The sequence below is a fragment of the Argonema galeatum A003/A1 genome, assembly GCF_023333595.1.
GTDB classification, from domain to species: Bacteria; Cyanobacteriota; Cyanobacteriia; order Cyanobacteriales; family Aerosakkonemataceae; genus Argonema; species Argonema galeatum.
The window spans coordinates 56020-75190 of sequence record NZ_JAIQZM010000027.1 but is presented as its reverse complement, the minus strand read 5'-3'; the positions used below and the strand labels follow the sequence as shown (position 1 = coordinate 75190).

The window sequence follows — 19171 nt, the reverse complement described above, 5'->3', positions numbered from 1 at the left end:
TTTTCGTTTTTGGTGTGTTATAGCTAGGGGCTAGGGGCTAGGGGAAGAAGGGTCCTGTTTCAAGGGTTTGGTGGAATTAAGAACGACAATAGCGCAAAGCGCTTAGCTATAAAATTTTTGTCTTGGTAAGGTTTACGCCTATACACCCAAAGTTTCTGTAAGATTTAGATATGTCCAGTATTGTTTAAAGGTTGGTAGTAATTTTGACAAACGATAGCAGTCGAGCTTCTGGAAATCAAGTCTCCTGGCAAAAGCGCCTACAGGATAACTTCGACAAATATATAAGGTTGGTATTAACTTTGGCAAACAACAGCAGTCAAGCTTCTGGAAATGAAATTACCTGGCAAAAGCGCCTACAGTATAAATTCGACAACTTTATGTCGAAAGGGGGGATGTCGGTCTTTCTGGCATTGGTGTCAGTATTTATTACTGCTTTTGCGGTGATGACAACTGCACGTTATGTTGTAGAACGGTTTTTTCCTAATGGCCCCACAAAAGGTACTGATGACTTACTTTGGGAAATTTTTGTTCAGCTTATAGGTTTAAGAGACACAGGAGACGAGGCCAATTTTGCTGCCAAGTTTGTGGGTGTTATCACGATTTTTATGGGCTTAGTGCTGTTCTCCAGCTTAGTAGCTTTCATTACCCAGCAGTTTGAATCAAGACTAGAATTGCTGCGTAAGGGTAAAAGTCTGGTAGTGGAAGAAAACCATACCTTAATTTTAGGATTTGGCGACAGGGTTGTAGATATTATTAAAGAGTTAGTGTTGGCTAACGAATCAGAATCAGATGCAGTCGTTGTGATCTTGGCTGACAAAGATAAGGAGGAGATGGATGATTTCCTGCGGAATAATATAGCCGAGCTAAAAACAACGCGAGTGGTGACTCGCAATGGCCCGATCGCAAATTTATCTAACCTGGATAAAGTAGGTGTCAAAGTTGCTAAATCCATTATTATTTTGAATGATTCTAAAAGTTCAGATAACGAGCAATTCAAGACTTTATCTGATGCACGAGTGGTTAAGGGAATCCTGGCAGTTGTGGCAGCTAATGGGGAAGAAAATTTGCCGCCAATTATTGTAGAATTACATTCGGAACAATATCGCCGACTAGCTCAAAACATTGCTCCCGGCGCGGTCACCACTCTTAATGAAGCTGATATCTTGGCTCGGATTTTAGTTCAAACTTCGCGGAGTGTCGGACTGGCCAGAGTATATTTAAACTTGGTGGGCTTTGAAGGAAACGAATTTTATTTCTATCGTTCTAAATCAGGATGGAATAATATCACCTTCGGTCAATTGCCATTTCATTTATTGCAGGCTGTACCATTAGGAATTCGTCATGGAGATGGCACCTTGACACTAAAAACAAACAAAGATTATAAGTTAAGTAAAGATGATGAAGCGATCGTCCTAGCTGGAGATGACTCAACTATTGAGTTTTTTCCAGAACCTGTAGTACAGCATAACCGTATTGGCTGTGTCGAGCGCAACCAAACTTTAGAGCTAGAAACTGAAAATTATCTAATTATTGGCTGGAACAGCAAAACCGCGATCGCTCTCGAAGAATATGCTAAATCCGTAGTCAAAGACTCGCAGGTTAATCTGGCGGTAGAGGTTTTAACCGATGAAATTAAAGCTGAATTTGAGAATATTGCTAAAGCCTATCCACATATCAAGATGGAAGTTATGCAAGTAAATATGGATTCACTCGATCAGCTAAAAACCTTAAAACCATATAAATTTAACAGCATCTCAATTTTGGCAGGTAGCGGGGAAAACGCCGAGGAAATTGATGCCAAAACCCTCACCATTTTGTTGGAACTACGGCAATTTTTTAAAGAATATAGCGCCGCCACAAAAACCAAAGTTACTACTAATTTAATTGCAGAGATAATCGACTCGCAAAATACTGACTTGGTGATCAAAGCAGGTGTAAAAGACTTTCTCCTTACCAATCAATTTGTGTCGAAAATTTTAGCTCAGGTGTCTCAGGAACCTGATGTGATGTCAATATATGAAGATTTGTTTTCCCTTGACGGTAGCGAACTGTACATTAAGCCAATATGGCTTTACTTTCCAGCCAACCAGATTGGCAAGTTGACCTTCGCTGACTGCATACTTGCTGCACAAAACCGCGACGAGGTGTGTATTGGCGTAAGAATTAGCTCCCAAGCCCAAATTAAAAACAAAAACTTTGGTATTTACTTAGCACCGACTCTGGATAAGGATTTTATTCTCACTGTCTATGATGCACTGATTACTTTAGCTGACGATCAAAACTGAAGAGTAGGGGCTAGGGGCAAGAAAAGTCAGTAGGGGCGGGTTTTGTAAAATATTCTGTTGGTAATCAGATGTGTGGGTTAAACCCGCCCCTACGAACGCGCTATGAAGAAAATCGTTTTATTGTACCTCACGCGGCTGCAAGCCGCTGTTAGTGTTAGATCTCACATTCCGCACCCTGTACTGTCACATTCGGTTTTTTCGGAATTTAGAGCGAGTATTCTGTAATTTAAAGTACATTTAAATACGGAAACTCTTCTACCCAGTCCCCAGTCACCAGTCCCCAGTCCCAAAAAATTCGTGGTGTGACACTTGAGGGTGCGGAATGTAGGTTAGAGTTGCGTAAGTCCTGCCCAATTCCCAGTCCCCAGTCCCCAGTCCCTGTTTAACTTAGGTACTTAGCGATGGTAGGAAACTGACAATTCCTGGAAAGACAATAATTAGCACCAAAACTAGCAGTTGCAGCAAAATAAAAGGTATAACACCGCGATAAATATCTCCGGTGGTGACTTCAGGGGGTGCGACGCCGCGTAAGTAGAAAAGGGCAAAGCCAAAAGGCGGTGTGAGAAAGGATGTTTGCAGGTTTGCGCCCAAAACCACACCGTACCAAACGAGATCTATTCCCAATTGTTGAGCGACTGGGACAAACAAAGGGACGACGATAAAGGCGATCTCGAAAAAGTCGATGAAAAAGCCCAGGATGAAGACTACCGCCATGCTGACAAAGAGGAAGCCGACTTTACCGCCTGGGAGATTGGAGAGAACATCGAACATAAAGCGATCGCCATTCAGTCCCCGAAACACCAGACTAAACGCCGTCGAACCAATCAGAATGAAAATCACCATGCTGGTAGTCCGCATTGTGACATCGCTGACTCGCCGCAAAGATTCGGGAGTCAGCTTTTGGTTTGCAGCTGCTAGGACGATCGCACCCAGACATCCGATCGCCCCAGCTTCTGTCGGTGTGGCAATGCCAAAAAAGATACTCCCCAGCACCAGCAAAATCAACACGACTGGTGGCACCATCACCTTAAGCACGCGCTGTCCCAAAGCCTTGCCACCAATGGCACGCACCTCTTCTGGCAATGCCGGTGCCAACTCTGGCTTGAGAAACGCCACAATAACGACGTGCAAGGCAAACGCACCCGCCATCATCAGTCCCGGTATCACCGAACCCATAAAAAGGTCGCCCACCGAAACCCCTAACTGATCGCCCAACACCACCAGCACCACACTAGGCGGAATAATTTGCCCAAGCGTCCCCGATGCAGCGATCACCCCAGTCGCTAATTCTTTGTTGTAGCCATAGCGCAGCATAATTGGCAGGGAAATCAGCCCCATCGCCACCACTGTAGCCGCCACAACACCAGTAGTTGCTGCTAGCAACGCCCCCACCAGCACTACCGCCAAAGCCAAACCCCCGCGCAGCCGCCCAAACATAATCCCCATCGTTTCCAGCAGCTGTTCTGCAACTCCCGACTTCTCCAGCATTGCGCCCAAAAAGATGAAGTAGGGGATAGCTAGGAGGGTGTAATTAGCCATGATGCCGAAGATCCGCTGGGGCATCGCTGTCAGAAAGATGGGATCGAATACGCCCAGTACTATTCCCAGCAAGCCAAAGACGATCGCTACTCCCCCCAAGGAAAACGCCACAGGGTAGCCCAGAGACAGCAGTACCAGGGCACCGGCAAACATAAATGGCCCCAGCCATTCATAGGCTAGCGTCATGATGTTCCTCCTGGGGTGCGATCGCGCCTTTAAGATAAGCGAAATTTTTGATGGCTTCGGAAATACCTTGCAAAATCAGCAGTACGCAGCTAACGATAATCATAAATTTAATTGGGTAACGGGGTAAGCCGCCTGGATCGGGGGAATTTTCGCGAATTGCCCAAGAAGCAAGAATGGTATCCCAGGAAAAAAAGATGATGATAATGCAAAAGGGAATCAGGAACAATAACGTTCCGATCGAATTTGCGAGGGCTTTTCGCTTGGGTGACCAGTGGCTGTAGAAAATATCCACGCGCACGTGCTCGTTATGTTTTAGCGTATAAGCAGCTCCCAATAGAAAAACTAGGTCAAAAATATACCACTGACTTTCGATATAGGCATTTGAACTGAGATTCTGACCTATAGCACGTCCAACAAAGCGTCCGACAACGTTCCACACGCCGATTAGCACCATGAGTGGCACTAACCAGTAGGTAAAGCGACCGATGCGATCGTTTAAGGCGTCGATGATTCTTGATAGGCGTAGCAGTTTTTCCAAATGCCACCTTTCCTTTGCAAAGCAAAATCTTAAGAGAATTAATATTGTACAGCCGAATTTAATCTTGTTTTGGTGGATTGAGCTATAAGTTATGGAATTTAGCCATAAATCGGCGATCGATCCAATCTTTCCCGTACCACAGCAGGGGGGACTCCCATCCTAATGACCCCCAGGATGCGATCGCAGAACCATCACCCGTGCCAATCAAACTTAGATAGCGTTTTTGCGGTTTATAGGGTTGCAATGGTTTTCCCGGCAATATCTGCCGCAGATTATTAAATAATGGTTTACCTTGTCGTACTGCAAATACCCCCGCTTTCGGACAGGGATTATTAACGATTGTGGCAATATCGCCAGCGGCAAAAACATGGGGGTGAGAGACAGACTGCAAATTGTCGTTTACCAGGATAAAGCCTGTGGCGTCTGTTGCTAATCCTGATATTTTAGGCCAATCCGGTGCAGATGCTTGAGTTACCCAAAAAAGGTAATCAAATTCAACTTTAAGTCCAGATTCGCATTTAACAAAACAAATCGGTTTCTCAGGTTGGTTGCTGATTAATCGAATCAATTGATTCCATTTTTGCAATAATTTTGGCACTGGTTTAACTGCAATTGCGTATTCTGCTGCACCGGGTACGGATATTGTGGCGGGAGTGCTGCCGATATCAATTGATAAGAAATCGAAGTAAACTGGTTGTCGATCAGCGCAGATAACTTTATTATTTTCTAGGTCAAGACCGATAACGCGATCGATCATAAGTTCGGCTTGGGCAAATTGAGTTAGCGATCGCAAATTAATGTGACATTCATCGTGAGTGTAAAATCCTGCTATGTGACCGGGTAACATTCCAGAGTAAGGCGTATCCGGTGCTTCGCTTATCAGGGTCAAACGGACATTTGGCAAAGGGTTAATGCCAAAAAGTCTGAGTGCGATCGCATGACTGTGACCGCCACCAATTAATACCAGTTTTTGTTGATTATTCATTATAAATATTGAATGTATAAATACGTAAAAAACAAAAGTTTGAACACAGAGACAGGTCGTAATATCAAATCCGTTTGCCTAACCTCTTTTTTACCCGACGACTCTCATTCGCGGCTTGCGCGTACAAAGCCCGCCTGCGCGGACTTCAATAAAAAGGGGGTAGTTAACCCAGATTTGGTATAATATCATGTCAAGTGACATCATTTATCTAAAAACTTCCCGTTTTCATCTGTGTTCATCTGTGTTTATCTGTCTTCATCTGTGGTAAAAAATCACCACACATGACAACAAAGAATTTGACGATATCACAATCTAAAATCTCTTTTCCCATTGTAGGCCCTTCAAATTAACACGCAAACGCCAACTTTCTCCAACGGGATTGCGATATTCCAAAACGCCACTTCGCAAATCTTCTCGCAGATAGGGACTTTCTATTACAGGCCAATTTTTCAACACTCGCGGTTTACCGTTGATACTGGCGCGACCGATCGCACCATTAGCTTCGTAGGCCATGATTAAGCGATCGCCCTCCAAGCCAGTATAAGCCAACTTGCCTTGTTTTTCCCATTCGCGATCGTCTACCACAGTGCGATCTAATCCAGCAGTCAAACGTTTAAAATCTGGATAATCAACAAATCTTGCCACATCGGTAATCCAAGCCGTCTTATTCCCACTAGCCAGCAAAGCTTGATAATCCTTATACCTTTCCGACACTAATGGGAAGCAAGTACTTGTGGGGGTCGCCGATCTTCTCCCGTCGCCACCAAGCATCAAGTTTGTCTAAGTCTTCGGCTGCTAGTTTTTCGCGAATAGCCAAGCTGCGAGCCCTAAATGCCGCCTCTTGGGTGTTATCCCAGCGACGATCGCTTATAGGTGCTACCTTGAGGTAGGTTTCTATGTCAGACGACTGCTTGACTTGGGAAGTAGCGAGCGAACACCCAGAAACGAGCAGGGATAGTAGAGTTGCGATCGGTATAGCTTTTCTGATTAGGATAGTTCGTCTCGCACCAGATGGGTTTTTAGGACTTATATCATGTCCAGTAGCATCGGTTACTTAAAAAATTCGTGTTCTTACTCTTATCTGCGTACCCTTCGGGAAGGCTGCGCCTACATCTGCGTTCCAGAGTCTTCATCTGCGGTAAAAATTTAACCAACAACGATCGCAGACAATTTGACGATATCACTCATATACTAACGATGTAACCGGACACGATATTACGGATTCGATCGCCACACCTATTACATCTGTAGGGGTAAAAGTGCGTTCAAAGCGTAAGTCCTGATAGATTAACAACAATCGTTACTTCTTCACATCATAAATGCTGCAATTAAGTCGCTATCAATGGACTGTACTGTTTGCCGCGTGGCTGGGTTGGGGCTTTGATATTTTCGACAACGTACTATTCAATTATGTTGCTCCCAACTGCGTGCCTACCCTATTGGGCTTGACTATCGGTTCGCCGGAAGCTAAAGCAGCAACCCTTTTGTGGACTGGTGTTTTGAGTTCCGTTCTATTGTTGGGTTGGGCAGTTGGAGGGATAATTTTCGGAAAAGTAGCCGATCGCATCGGTCGCACTAAAACCCTCCTGATCACCATGCTACTCTACGCTGTGGGGACTGCTGCCTGCGCCTTTGCTCCCAATATCTGGGTTTTGGTGCTGTGTAGGATCGTAGCGAGTCTGGGTATAGGTGGCGAATGGGCGGCGGGCGCATCAATGGTGGCGGAAGTAATGCCGGAGCGATCGCGTGTAGAAGCAGGAGTGCTTTTAAATACTGCGGCATCGGCTGGGCCATTTTTAGCCAGCTTCCTTAATTTCCAAATCGCTGGCGTGCTATTACCGGAAAGTCCCGAAACTTCTTGGCGCTTTGTATTTCTATTTGGTTTGATTCCGGCGGCTGTTGCTGTGATTGTGCGCTTATTTGTCAAAGAGCCAGAACGTTGGCAAAAAGTAGCCGAAAACGTCGATCCTGCTAGAATTCGGGAACTTTTTCAACTCCCCAACCGAGCCGCGACGATTAGCGGTTTAGCGATCGCAACGATCGCTTTGATCACTTTAACGAATTGTCTTGCTTTCATGCCCGCAATTGCCTCTGGATTAGCCTCCTCAGTTGCGCTAGAGAGGGGATTGAATCTTGCGGCGACCCAATCTCTAATCGAACAATGGAAAGCGATCGCCACCAATAGCTGTAGCATTGGCAGTTTGATTGGCACCCTACTAACAGTACCAGCTGCTAAATACTTGGGGCGAAAGATCATGTTTTCCATCTACTTTGTTTTATCTTCTCTCACAATCCTGATTGATTTCGGGTTACCATTATCTCCAGAAACCCGCCTTTACTTTTACTTTTTCATTGGCTTGACTGTAGCTGGAGTTTTTGGGAGTTTCACCTACTACCTACCAGAATTGTTTCCGACTAGACTGCGGGCAACTGGTGCTGGTTTTTGCTACAATGCAGGGCGGGTATTTGCAGCGATCGGGCCTTTATTAATCGGATATCTAGCATCTCAAGGCACAAATACTTTATCTACTGCTATAGATACTTTGTTTTGGGTTGGTTTTATCCCCTTGCTGGGAATCGCCTTCATGCCTTGGGCGATCGAAACTAAGGGACTGGTTTTAGCTGATTGATATCCGGGAGCATCGGTTACCTAAAAAATTCGTGTGATACCAAATCCGGGATAAAAACCCCCGTTATCCATAAGTTGGGTGAAGCATTGCGGTAGAAAGGCTTTGGCTCTTGGGAATACACTTATTGCCGCAATGCTTCACCCCTACACTTCACACTATAAAGGGGGTAAATAACCCGGATTTGGTATGATTATTCTTATCTGCGTTCCGGAGCGTTCCAGAGTCTTCATCTGCGGTAAAAATTTAACCAACGATGACAACAGACAATTTCCCGATATCACTCTTACACTACTGATGCAACCGGACACGATTTGATTGGTTAGTCATTAGTCATCCGTCATTAGTTTTTTGTATATAACTAATGACTGGAGTTTAGACTCCCCTTGCCCCCTCCCCTAAATCTGGGGGAGAAGAAGTCTTGTCCCCCCCAGATTTGGGGGGTTAGGGGGGCTTTCTGCGTAAATCCTGACGTAGCAAGAAACGGGTGGTTTTCGGTCTACACAATAGATAAAGTAAGAGAATGCAAAAACTCCCTTGACTCAGGCTACATGACTTCAATGAAGAGTGCGACTGTCTACGATAGCAAAGATTACAGCCGAATTGCTCAGGCGATCGCTTTCATGCGGCAAAATCACCTTAGCCAACCCGATTTGGCAACTGTGGCACAGCACATCGGCCTTAGCGAGTATCATTTGCAACGGTTATTTACCCAGTGGGCAGGCATCAGTCCCAAACGTTTTTTGCAATATCTCACTGTTGAATATGCCAAGTCAAAAATTACCCAAACTAAAAGCCTTTTAGACCTGACCTTAGATGTGGGGCTGTCAAGTCCAGGACGATTGCACGATTTATTTGTGAACGTAGAAGCGATGTCTCCTGGTGAGTTCAAGACAGGAGGATCGGGTTTGCAAATTCGTTATGGCATTCATGACAGCCCATTTGATAAATACCTACTGGCGACAACATCTCGTGGTATTTGTAACCTGCATTTCTTAGATAAATCAAATGATATTACTGCCGAACAAACCCTGCGTCGGTTATGGACAAATGCTGAAATTATCTACGATACACAAGCCACTCAACCTCTGCACGACCTGATTTTTAATCCAAATACCTTCATTGACCAAAAGCCATTAACGCTTCTAGTCAAAGGTACTAATTTTCAGATTCAAGTTTGGCGGGCGCTTTTGAGAGTGCCGTTTGGAGGCATCGCAACTTATCAGAATATCGCCGAACTAATTGGTCGTCCAACTGCTGCTAGAGCCGTAGGCAATGCTGTGGGTAATAATCCTCTAGCCTATCTCATTCCCTGTCATCGCGTAATTCGAGAATCTGGGGAAATCGGCGGCTATCGCTGGGGCAATGAGCGTAAGGCAGCCATTTTGGCCTGGGAAGCTTTAAAAGATCGAAGTCTTTCATAGAGCTAATCTCTTGGATATCGTTCTATACCCTCGTCATTGTAGAGTCGCGCTGCTTCTTCTTTCTTTCATAGAGCTAATCTCTTGGATATCGTTCTATACTGATGACTGATGACTAATAACTAATTGGGAGTGGTGAAAAATGATTGACCTTTACACCTTTACTACACCTAACGGTCGCAAAGCTTCCGTCATGTTGGAGGAAGTCGAACTTCCCTACAACGTCCACAAAATTGACATTACCAAGGGCGATCAATTTACGCCTGAGTACGTGACGATTAATCCCAATAGCAAGATTCCCTCTATTGTCGATCGCGAAAATGACATGGCAGTTTTTGAGTCCGGTGCCATCTTAATTTACCTGGCTGAGAAAACTGGCAAATTCCTGCCCACCGACCAAAAAGGTCGTTATCAAGTTTTAGAGTGGTTAATGTTTCAAATGGGTGGCGTCGGGCCAATGTTTGGTCAATTAAACCACTTCAAGCGATTTGCACCAGAAAAAATTCCTTACGCCATTGAACGCTACGAAAAGGAAACATTGCGACTCTACGGCGTGTTAGATAAGCAATTGGCAGAAAATCAATTTATCTGCGGTGATTATTCAATTGCTGATATTGCTACCTATCCCTGGGTTGCAACTTATGAGTTTCAAGGACTAACTCTAGATAATCACCCAAATCTCAAACGCTGGGTAGAAACAGTGCAACAGCGACCCGCAGTACAAAAAGGAATGGTTGTTCCTGCTTAACTCACATCTTAGAAACCGGGTTTCTCTACGAAAAATCTGGGTTTTAGGTAAGGACAACTGCAAGAAACCCGGTTTCTGACTCTCGTGCAAAATGTGAGTTAACTATGTTTAACTAGAAAGAGAAGTCTAGGAGAAACCCATGTCTACGCTAATTCAAAACCCACCCGAAAACCTGACTGAAAGCCAAATAGAAAACTCACCAGAGCAAAAAATCTGGACTGATGCCGAATTCATGGCGCTGAACCGAGATGGACACCGCTACGAAATTGTGAATGGAGAACTAATTGATATGGGAAACTCAGGTGCAAAACACGGCTATGTTGCCATTATTTTGAGTGCTGCCTTGTTTAACTGCGTATCGACGCAAAAATTAGGTGCAATGTTCGACTCCAGCACCGCCTTCAAGATGAAATCGGGGAATAAGCGATCGCCAGATATTTCGTTCATGGCCAAAGAACGTTTGCAAGGGCTAGATGACCTCCCTGATGGCTTCCTAGAAGGTGCGCCCGATCTGGCTGTAGAAATATTATCTCCTAGCAATACAGTCGAAGAAATTCACAACAAACTGGTGGAATATTTCGAGAATGGGGCGCGTTTAGTGTGGGTAATTCATCCTAAAGAACAATATGTTTTGGTGTATCGATCGGCCCAATCGCCCGATCGCCTTCTTAAGTCTACTGACTCCTTAGATGGTGAAGATATCGTCACTGGTTTTACTCTCCCCATTGCCGATCTGTTTCAAAAACTAACTTTTTAATCAAGTTTAAGGTCTAATTATTCAGGAGGTGTGATTGTGGTCATTGCTCAAACCAACCTGCCAAACCTTGCTCCAGATGCGACAAAGACTTGCTTCACTCCAGATGAATACCGGGCGATCGAGGAAACCGCCGAAGAACGTCACGAATATTGTAATGGAGAGATGATCGATATGTCAGGAGGTTCAGAAGTCCACAGCGCGATCGCCTGTAACTTGTTAATTTACTTGGGATTTTTGCTGAGAGACACCGATTTTCGCTTGTATAATAGCGATTTGCGGGTTTGGATTCCCGAATATCAGTGCGGAACCTACACCGATTTGATGGTGGTTAATGGCGAACCAGAATTAAATGGCGATCGCACCGATGAAATTCTCAATCCTTTACTGATAGTCGAAGTTCTTTCGCCCTCCACTGAAGCCTACGATCGCGGTGAAAAGTTTAGAAAATATCGCTCCCTTTGTAGCTTTTGTGAATATGTGCTAGTTAGTCAAACTGAACCCTACATTGAGCAATATCACAACCTCGATCGCAACAGCAACAATCGCTGGCAATGGCAAGTTTACGATCTGCTTGAACAGTCGATTGTCCTGCACAGCTTAAATATAGAACTTCCCTTGTCTGAAATCTATCGCCGTCTTAATTTTTAATAGCGATCGCTTTTTGCTAATACACGAATTTGTTGAAGTTTGTTGATTTAGGGATAGTTTGCGATCGCACTCCCAAAAATTGCGAGTAAATTGATAAATTGTGTTGACATTGTTTAGATAAAGCCTTTCAGCAGATAACTTTTGTACGGTATAGTGCGGTGATTTGTTATCCCGTCTATGCTCCGTCTATGCACCCTCAACATCAAGATATTAACTTTCTCGTTGACTTTCGTATTGAGAAGGTAATGCAACCCTGCCATGAAAACTATGATATCGTCTAGAGAAATGCTCCAAGTAGGGACTGGATAGAACGGCTCGTCGCTTTACCATACAAAGTTCGAGTTGACGATACAAGGTTGCTGTATCTATTCCAAAAATTTTTTTGAAGTCAGCCGTAAGTTCGGGTAAACCGATCTGTTCGAGATCGCATTCGGGAGGAATTTTTTCAAAAAAATAAAATCTATCATGTCGTTGGGATTTAACGAGTCCCCACTCTCCAGAGTTCATAACATTTTTATCTGCTATATCTCTAACTTCTCTTGCTGTTGAAATACCGCATAAAATTACAGAATTCAAAATTTTGGATAGCTGAGGACTACTACTTTGTCTAGCTTTGTAATCCCAGTCTAAGTCACAGTCTTGAGTAACTACAATTGCGTAAGGATGAATAACCATATCGAAAGATACTTCTTGTGCATCTGGTGATAGCTCACCAAGGACAGGATTATACTGAGCCACACCCGTTAATATTTCCCCTTGTCTTAAGGAGGCGTTTTTATTTGACGGCTGGTAGATAGCTTGCTTTTTCATAAAGTAACTGTTTAGACAAGCTATGGTTCCAAAACGATAGGTGGGCTAATCTGTACAGATCTCAATTTACCTTTGATGGAACTAGCTGGAATGATAGGTAAGTTCGCTTGAGAGAAACGATCAGAGTAAAAATCAGCAATTCCTTTAAGTTCATCAGCAGCTTCTTCTAAAGCAGCTTCTGGCAGAGATTGAAGAATTACCAAGCATTTTAGCAGTGCCATCAACTTAGCTGGTGATAATTGCACGTCAGTTGTGAAAGACACTGAAGAATCAGGCATCATCAAATCAAAGGAAAGATGCTGGATTTCAAGAGTTTTGCCACTCTCCCTATCAACAAAAAAGTTTCTTGTAGCTATACCTGTCGAGGTCTGACTATTCCTCCGTTTTTGTATCAATTGCCTGGGGTTGCATAGCATCGTGGAGGATGTCTGAGATGCTCCACCTGAAAAGTTCTCTGGCGCACTTGTTGAACTGATCGAGTATGTTCCAAACATTTCCATCCCTCTCTACTTTTTGTTCTGTATAAAAATCGGCATCAAGCAAGTAAGCAACTTCTTCGTTGTCTTTTCCGGCCTCTTTCACAGTAACAAGTCCGTGATTGAAGTTAACTTGACCATGCTCTGTTTTTAAAATTAAATTCTTCATAATTGACTGGAGAGAGGACGAAAGTTCTGGATTGTATAACTCTGAAGCAATACGCTCTGTAATTAAATCTGACCAGCTTTTATCCTCAAGTCCGAGTTTTGAGCGGATGATTAAGTCTTGATACTGAAGTCCAACCCTGCTATAGAATGAGGGTTTATATATGCGTTCAAAAATTTCCACAGCTTCCCTAAAGCGTTTTTTGAATTGTTCATACCTTTGGTATGTAGATGTGGTTAGAGTAATAAAGTCCTTAGCAATCAATAATTGCCACATCTGATCTTCAGATTTGAAGCGATAAAACAAATCGTTCAACTGTGGCAAGCCAAATTGTTGTATTACTTGGGAAATTTCGGAAGGAAATTGTGACTTATTACCATCAAAATGTGGGTACTGAAATCTGATTTCATCCTGAAACTCAACTGGCTCTTGGTGAGAAATCTTAATAATAGGTGGAAAACGCAATTGACACGCAACCTGTATCAAGGGATTGCGTGCGTAAATTATACGTTCGGACTCAGGTAAGTGCATCAACCTGTTTTTTCCACAAAAGAATTACTGTTATGCTCTTAACTTAGATATCAGAGTTGCAGTATAATAGAGATTATATCTATAATACCGCATACAGCTTTTGTTTGTCAAGCCTTACTCCCGTTCGCGTAGCGCTTATCAGTCCCTAACGACAAAACTTTTCCACACACCGAACAAATATTTCTACTCCCATCTCCAATGCAGTTTCATCAAAATCAAATCGGGGATGATGGTGTGGATATGCCAAATTCATACTAAGATTGGCAGAACCTAAAAAGAAATAGCAACCTGGTACTGCTTGTAGGAAGAAAGACATATCTTCTGCACCCATTGTTTGACATTCTGGCACTATTCCCAAGGGAGTTTCTACTACTTCCAAGGCGATGGATCGCACCAATTCTGCGATCGCACTATTATTAATTGTGGCTGGATATTGCCGCCAATAATTAAAATCGTAACTTGCGCCGTGACTTTGGCAAATTCCCGCAATAATCTGCTCAATTCGTTTCGGTAAAAACTCTCCCAGATCGGGGTTGAAATACCGCACTGTGCCACCTATTTTTGCCTTATCGGCAATCACATTAATTGCCGTCCCAGCATGGAATTCTCCTACCGTCACCACCGCCGAATCTATGGGACTCACATTCCGCGATACGATCGTCTGCAAAGCATTCACAATCTGGGCAGCAACTACGATCGAATCGATCGTTTGATGCGGTATCGCACCATGTCCCCCTTTACCCATAATCGTACACCGGAAACCCTCGCTTGCCGCCATCAACGCGCCACTGCGAACGCCTACAGTACCAAGAGGCAGCTGGTTCCACAAATGGAGGCCGATTACGGCATCAACATCGGGATTTTGCAATACCCCAGCTTCAATCATTGGCTTTGCGCCACCTGGTCCTTCTTCAGCGGGTTGGAAGATAATTTTTACCGTACCGGCGAAGTTTTGGCGGTGTTGAGAAAGATAGTAAGCTGTTCCCAGTGCTATACTCGTATGTCCATCGTGACCGCAGGCGTGCATTACCCCATCGTGCTGGGATTTGTAAGGCACATCGTTCTCTTCCTGAATTGGCAAGGCATCCATATCTGCCCGAATTGCCAGCACTGGCCCCGGTAGACCGCCCGGAATAGTAGCCAAAATACCCGTTTGTGCGATTCCGGTTTGATGCTCAATCCCCCATTGTTGCAGTTTTTTGGCAATAAACTCAGAGGTCAGTTTCTCTCGGAAGCCAAGTTCGGGGCGTTGATGTAAACCTCTGCGCCATTCTACAAGGCGGGGTTGCAACGATCGAATCTCTGAGCGAATGCGGGATAAATCATCGTAAGGAGAACTGAGGAATGTGGAAATCATTTTTCTGGCAACCTAAAAATTAACTGCAATTCAAACACGCCTTTCGGCTGAACTATAAGCATCATCATGGATTCCAATCGCTAATATTTCTACTGTATCTCTAGACTCAATAATTCTAAAAATCAAACGCCAAGCATTACCTTTTCCTTGAAAGTTTAAAGCTCTACAGGATTTAAGTTTTACTTTCTTTTTAGGAAACTTATAAGGTTCCTCGCCCAAAGTCTCCAGGTACTTACGAAATTGAGGGGCAACCTCAGAGTTTATGGTTAGCATTTCTTTTGCTTCCTTTTCAGCTTTAGGATGGAATTCTACTTTAAACGTCATGCCCCTGCTCCAAGTCTGACAGCCAACTCAAAAATTCTTCTTTTGAAACATTTCTGCTGCTGTCTTCCAGAATTCTCTCGTATGCTTTTTGTTCAACTGCGCCCCAATCTTGATTAGCTTCTTCGTTTTCCTGTTTAATCTTTTCTATCCTTAAAAATACATCAGATATAATAGCTTTTGTCTCTGAAACTAGCTTTTGGTCGGGAGCCAAAGTTATTCCTAATATGGAGTTACTCGGAATGCTAGTCAAAGCTGCATCACAGGTACTACTAATAGCAGAAAGAGAAGTTTCGATCTCATTAATTAGCTCATCAGGTAAATGCTCCTCTAAACTCACGACCAGATGATGAGCTATACTTGCTACCACAGCCATCCAGGAAAGCATACCTGCTACCAAAGCTTTAGCCTGGATCAATATATTTATATAATCGATAATTTTTTTTGAATCAGTTATTAATACTTCTTGCGCTACAGTAGGGGCAAGTTCATTAAGTTGAGAGGTATAAGATTCAATTTGCTTGGCTGCTTCAGTGATTACTCCAAGCAGCGTTGTTATCTGTAAATTTAGCATTACTGCCGAAAACGTAATATTAATACTACCTTCTCCAGATGAAGGCAGCACAGGGGGTACAGCAATGACCGAATTGGCTGATTGTTGCTGAGAAGTCGGTGATTTTTGTCGATCGAAAGTTGATTCTTTGGAGAATCCTTTAGCACCAGCGTTAGAGCCAGTAGCACTCGATTTTACCTGTTTGCTCATTGCCGATCGCCGCCCACTTAAGCCACATTGATGCTTTCTGCTTTTTCCAGGTTAACACGCTACCCAAACTCAAAATGGCATCAGCCGTTCTAGATCTAGATTGGAAGCAACTTGAGCCAGTTTAGCGATATCAGTCGGATCGTCTAGATGCGGTATTATACCTAAAACTAGCGTATTTGTCAAAGACTGGATCAAATCAATTGGTGCAAAATCGGCAATTTCCCCATCCGAACAAGCTGTAACGCAATTGAGAACAATACCCTTGAGGTTAACTTTTGACTGACGGGCGAGAGCAACATTGGCGACAACTTGCCCTAAACAGCCCAATCTTACTGGCACCACCAAAACTGTCGGTAACGCCCAATCTCTAGCCACATCTGCAACTGTGAGTTCGTGAGTCACCGGCGTTCCCAGTCCGCCCAAAGCTTCCACCAAAACCCAATCTCGCTGCTGTCCCAAACTTATCATAGCCCGCCAAGCTCGTTTCAAATCAACCCAGCTGCCTTCTCTTTCTGCCGCCACTGGAGGCGCTAGGGGTGCCTGGAAGTAAAGCGGTGTAATTTCATCTAAAGATTGATTTAGGGCAAATAGCTGGCTATACAGTTCGCGATCGCCTACTCCTGTCTGAATTGGCTTTAAAATTCCCACACTTTCAGAAGAACGGTAAGTTTGCAAATAAGCCGCTAGCGCTGCTGTCAAAACTGTTTTTCCGGCGTTTGTATCAGTTGCAGAAATCAGGAGTGCGTTCATTAGTCAATTGTCAGTGATCAGTGGTCAGTTGTCAGTTGTCAGTTGTCATTGGGTTACTAATTTCAGATTTAAGATTTAAATCGGCAATCTCAAATCTTCCCTTTTCCAATGACCCTTGTGTTAATTGCGAATACTAATATCGACCGAAAATTTTGTTTTTTTATTTGCCCTTACATCGATTTGATATTCACCTGCATCATCTACTTTTGCCTCCCATTCTCCAAGCCCAGTGGCATTTTCCACCAGTTCACCATTTGGAGATCGAATATCCAATGTAGCTTCTCCGTTTTGAACTCTCACACTCAATATTTGACCCGACTGGACATTTACCAGATAGCGCTTAATCTTCTGGGGATTTGTCTCACCAGAAAAAATCTGCGTACCCGTTGCACCATCAGGAAAATCGAGCGGTTCGGCATCAATTGCCGCACTCGGAGATGGACTGTCACTGGGTATCGGCGTATCTGTCGGCGTAGGCGTTGGTGTATCTGTCGGTGTATCTGTCGGTGTGGGAGTTGGGGTTGGTTCTGGGTTGGTTAGACGCAGATCTAGCTTATATTCACTTTCTTGAACTCCTTTAATTGTAACTAACTGAATAACATAATTTCCATCAAAAGGAAGCGTACCTTCCCAGCGCCTCACTCGCTTCGACTTGTTGTTCACTGGTTCTTCATTTGGCCCTAGAACCGTCATCAAAACACCTTCTTTTTCCAAAGATGCACTTAATTTTTGTCCTTGTTCCCCAGTCACCATATAGTTAACAGTGGCGTTGGCTTTCAGCTTATCTGAAATAGAAAAATTGTCACCTTCTACTACGTCGAGGCGCTTGGTGTAGGTGACGGGTTCTGGACTGGGTGTAGGAGTGGAAGTTTCTGGGGTTGTTAGGGAAGGGTTGTCGCTATTAGAAAATATCTGTGCTGGTGAGGGCGGCGGCGTAGAAGTTTGCACCCGCACTTGACGGTTGAGGACGTAGCTTACCAATGCCCAAGATCCGACACCGGCTAATATTGCTAAGCTCATACCTACAATGGCGATCGCCCAAGGATTATCCCAAATTGAGTTATTAGTCGGTATAGTGACAGGAGCAGGCTTATGGGAGTGCGTCTGGTTTTCTGGGGGTGGGGGTGGGGTTTGCCCGCTCTGTACGGCGGGGGGAACTGCTGGCCTAGCTTCAGGACGACCTCCGACTGCGACAGTCTGCATCTGGGAAATATTACGGTTTGGAGGCGTATTTGCCTGTGGTGGCTTTTCTTGGGGCTGGGCATTTAAGGCGTCGGTAAGCGCCCGACCCACTTCACGGGCATCTTGGTAGCGATCGCTCGCTCTATAACTTAACATCCGATTCAACACTTCTGTCAGGCCAGAGTTAATCGGCGGTATCCACCGATACCAATTCCAGCTCAGCGTCGCTTCATCAAATAATACCTGCGGAGATTGACTGGTAAGCAAAACTACAGCCGTGACACCTAGAGCGTAAAGGTCGCTGCTGGGGTAAGCCCTGCCGGTTTGCATTTGTTCCAAGGGCGCATAGCCCATTTTTCCCACCATTGTTGCTGGTGGTGTAGAACTATACTGAAACCGGGTTACCAGTTCCTTGACTACGCCGAAGTCAATCAGCACGGGTAAGCGATCGCGATCGCGCAGTATGATATTGTCTGGCGAGATATCTCGGTGAATAATTCCCTTGCCGTGGATGTGGTTTAACACCGGCAGCAGTTGCTGCAATAGTTGCACAATCTCCGTTTCCGAAAATCTTTTCCCCTGCAACCTGCGTTCCTGAAGCAGAGTGCGATAAGTTTTCCCTTCCACATACTCCTGCACTAGAAACAACCGCCCATCTTGCTCAAACGTGGCGCGGAACTGAGGAATTTGCGGATGCTGAACTTGATAAAGTATGGTAGCTTCTCTTTGGAAAAGTTCCTTGCACTTCTCCAGAGAGTGGGCATTCGTCTGAGGCGGAATTAATTCCTTAAGAGCGCAAGGTTCGTTAAAGCGCCCCCGATCTTCTGCCAGATAAGTCCGTCCAAACCCCCCCTGACCCAAAATTTTAGCCAAGTGGTAGCGGTTTTGCAGAACAGTCCCAATGGGAAGCGGTGGTTGCATCGCGGTTTAATCGGTGGGCACAGGGTTAAGAGGAAATTCTTGACTGGAAGCATTTTAGCTTAACCGTCATAGAGCTAGAGCGTAGGGTGCGCGTTAACGACTATTATGTATCTCCTTCAGGCCGCTCAATCTCCTAGATTACCTTTTTCAAGGATTTTCG

19 protein-coding genes are annotated in these 19171 nt (G+C 44.4%); 7 read left to right on the top strand and 12 right to left on the bottom strand.

What is annotated here, in order from left to right; translation table 11 throughout:
• The first annotated feature begins 203 nt into the window (after window positions 1–203).
• On the top strand, window positions 204–2285 hold the full coding sequence (locus tag LAY41_RS23565) for a CASTOR/POLLUX-related putative ion channel (protein ID WP_249103450.1): 2082 nt from the start codon (window positions 204–206) through the stop codon (window positions 2283–2285).
• Window positions 2286–2672: 387 nt separating this feature from the next.
• Here the strand turns inward: LAY41_RS23565 and LAY41_RS23560 are convergent, their stop codons facing one another.
• The 4 genes from LAY41_RS23560 to LAY41_RS23545 form a co-directional block, all read right to left on the bottom strand.
• Complete coding sequence (locus LAY41_RS23560) at window positions 2673–4010, bottom strand: TRAP transporter large permease (RefSeq protein WP_249103449.1); 1338 nt, start codon at window positions 4008–4010, stop codon at window positions 2673–2675.
• Window positions 3994–4548 carry a TRAP transporter small permease subunit gene (locus tag LAY41_RS23555; RefSeq protein WP_249103448.1) on the bottom strand — a complete coding sequence of 185 codons (555 nt, stop codon included), beginning with the start codon at window positions 4546–4548 and terminating at the stop codon, window positions 3994–3996. Before LAY41_RS23555 ends, LAY41_RS23560 begins: the two co-directional genes overlap by 17 nt.
• Window positions 4549–4630: 82 nt before the next feature.
• Entirely contained in the window at window positions 4631–5542 is a 912-nt protein-coding gene (locus LAY41_RS23550) for an FAD-dependent oxidoreductase (protein WP_420840344.1), read from the bottom strand.
• Window positions 5543–5845: 303 nt separating this feature from the next.
• The gene (locus tag LAY41_RS23545; protein WP_249103446.1) at window positions 5846–6247 is read right to left on the bottom strand and encodes a hypothetical protein; all 402 of its coding nucleotides are present in this window, start codon (window positions 6245–6247) and stop codon (window positions 5846–5848) included.
• A gap of 182 nt (window positions 6248–6429) precedes the next feature.
• Here LAY41_RS23545 and LAY41_RS23540 point away from each other — a divergent pair, with 182 nt between their 5' ends.
• The 6 genes from LAY41_RS23540 to LAY41_RS23515 all read left to right on the top strand — a co-directional run bounded on the left by LAY41_RS23540 (window position 6430) and on the right by LAY41_RS23515 (window position 11734).
• Complete coding sequence (locus LAY41_RS23540) at window positions 6430–6591, top strand: hypothetical protein (protein ID WP_249103445.1); 162 nt, start codon at window positions 6430–6432, stop codon at window positions 6589–6591.
• Window positions 6592–6852: 261 nt separating this feature from the next.
• Window positions 6853–8163, top strand: coding sequence for an MFS transporter (locus LAY41_RS23535; protein ID WP_249103444.1), 1311 nt, complete (start codon window positions 6853–6855; stop codon window positions 8161–8163).
• Between the two features lie 557 nt (window positions 8164–8720).
• Entirely contained in the window at window positions 8721–9584 is an 864-nt protein-coding gene (locus tag LAY41_RS23530) for a methylated-DNA--[protein]-cysteine S-methyltransferase (protein ID WP_249103443.1), read from the top strand.
• 139 nt (window positions 9585–9723) lie between these two features.
• Window positions 9724–10329, top strand: coding sequence for a glutathione binding-like protein (locus LAY41_RS23525; protein ID WP_249103441.1), 606 nt, complete (start codon window positions 9724–9726; stop codon window positions 10327–10329).
• Between the two features lie 139 nt (window positions 10330–10468).
• The gene (locus LAY41_RS23520; protein ID WP_249103439.1) at window positions 10469–11086 is read left to right on the top strand and encodes a Uma2 family endonuclease; all 618 of its coding nucleotides are present in this window, start codon (window positions 10469–10471) and stop codon (window positions 11084–11086) included.
• 36 nt (window positions 11087–11122) lie between these two features.
• On the top strand, window positions 11123–11734 hold the full coding sequence (locus LAY41_RS23515) for a Uma2 family endonuclease (RefSeq protein WP_249103436.1): 612 nt from the start codon (window positions 11123–11125) through the stop codon (window positions 11732–11734).
• Window positions 11735–11944: 210 nt separating this feature from the next.
• On the opposite strand, the gene LAY41_RS23510 is transcribed toward LAY41_RS23515, so the two are convergent.
• From LAY41_RS23510 to LAY41_RS23475, 8 genes are all read right to left on the bottom strand, one after another.
• Complete coding sequence (locus LAY41_RS23510; protein WP_249103434.1) at window positions 11945–12544, bottom strand: hypothetical protein; 600 nt, start codon at window positions 12542–12544, stop codon at window positions 11945–11947.
• Window positions 12545–12564: 20 nt separating this feature from the next.
• Window positions 12565–12807, bottom strand: coding sequence for a hypothetical protein (locus LAY41_RS23505; RefSeq protein WP_249103432.1), 243 nt, complete (start codon window positions 12805–12807; stop codon window positions 12565–12567).
• A gap of 109 nt (window positions 12808–12916) precedes the next feature.
• Window positions 12917–13717, bottom strand: coding sequence for a TIGR04255 family protein (locus LAY41_RS23500; protein ID WP_275974354.1), 801 nt, complete (start codon window positions 13715–13717; stop codon window positions 12917–12919).
• 145 nt (window positions 13718–13862) lie between these two features.
• On the bottom strand, window positions 13863–15074 hold the full coding sequence (locus LAY41_RS23495) for a M20 metallopeptidase family protein (RefSeq protein ID WP_249103428.1): 1212 nt from the start codon (window positions 15072–15074) through the stop codon (window positions 13863–13865).
• A gap of 30 nt (window positions 15075–15104) precedes the next feature.
• A complete protein-coding gene (locus LAY41_RS23490) occupies window positions 15105–15398 on the bottom strand; it encodes a type II toxin-antitoxin system RelE family toxin (RefSeq protein WP_249103425.1) in 294 nt (97 codons plus the stop codon).
• Window positions 15388–16158: a hypothetical protein gene (locus LAY41_RS23485; protein WP_249103423.1), complete on the bottom strand. Its 771-nt coding sequence runs from the start codon at window positions 16156–16158 to the stop codon at window positions 15388–15390. The genes LAY41_RS23490 and LAY41_RS23485 overlap by 11 nt, the downstream gene beginning before the upstream one ends.
• Window positions 16159–16227: 69 nt before the next feature.
• On the bottom strand, window positions 16228–16908 hold the full coding sequence (gene bioD / locus LAY41_RS23480) for a dethiobiotin synthase (RefSeq protein WP_249103422.1): 681 nt from the start codon (window positions 16906–16908) through the stop codon (window positions 16228–16230).
• 120 nt (window positions 16909–17028) lie between these two features.
• Window positions 17029–19011: a serine/threonine-protein kinase gene (locus LAY41_RS23475; protein WP_249103420.1), complete on the bottom strand. Its 1983-nt coding sequence runs from the start codon at window positions 19009–19011 to the stop codon at window positions 17029–17031.
• Window positions 19012–19171 lie beyond the last annotated feature (160 nt).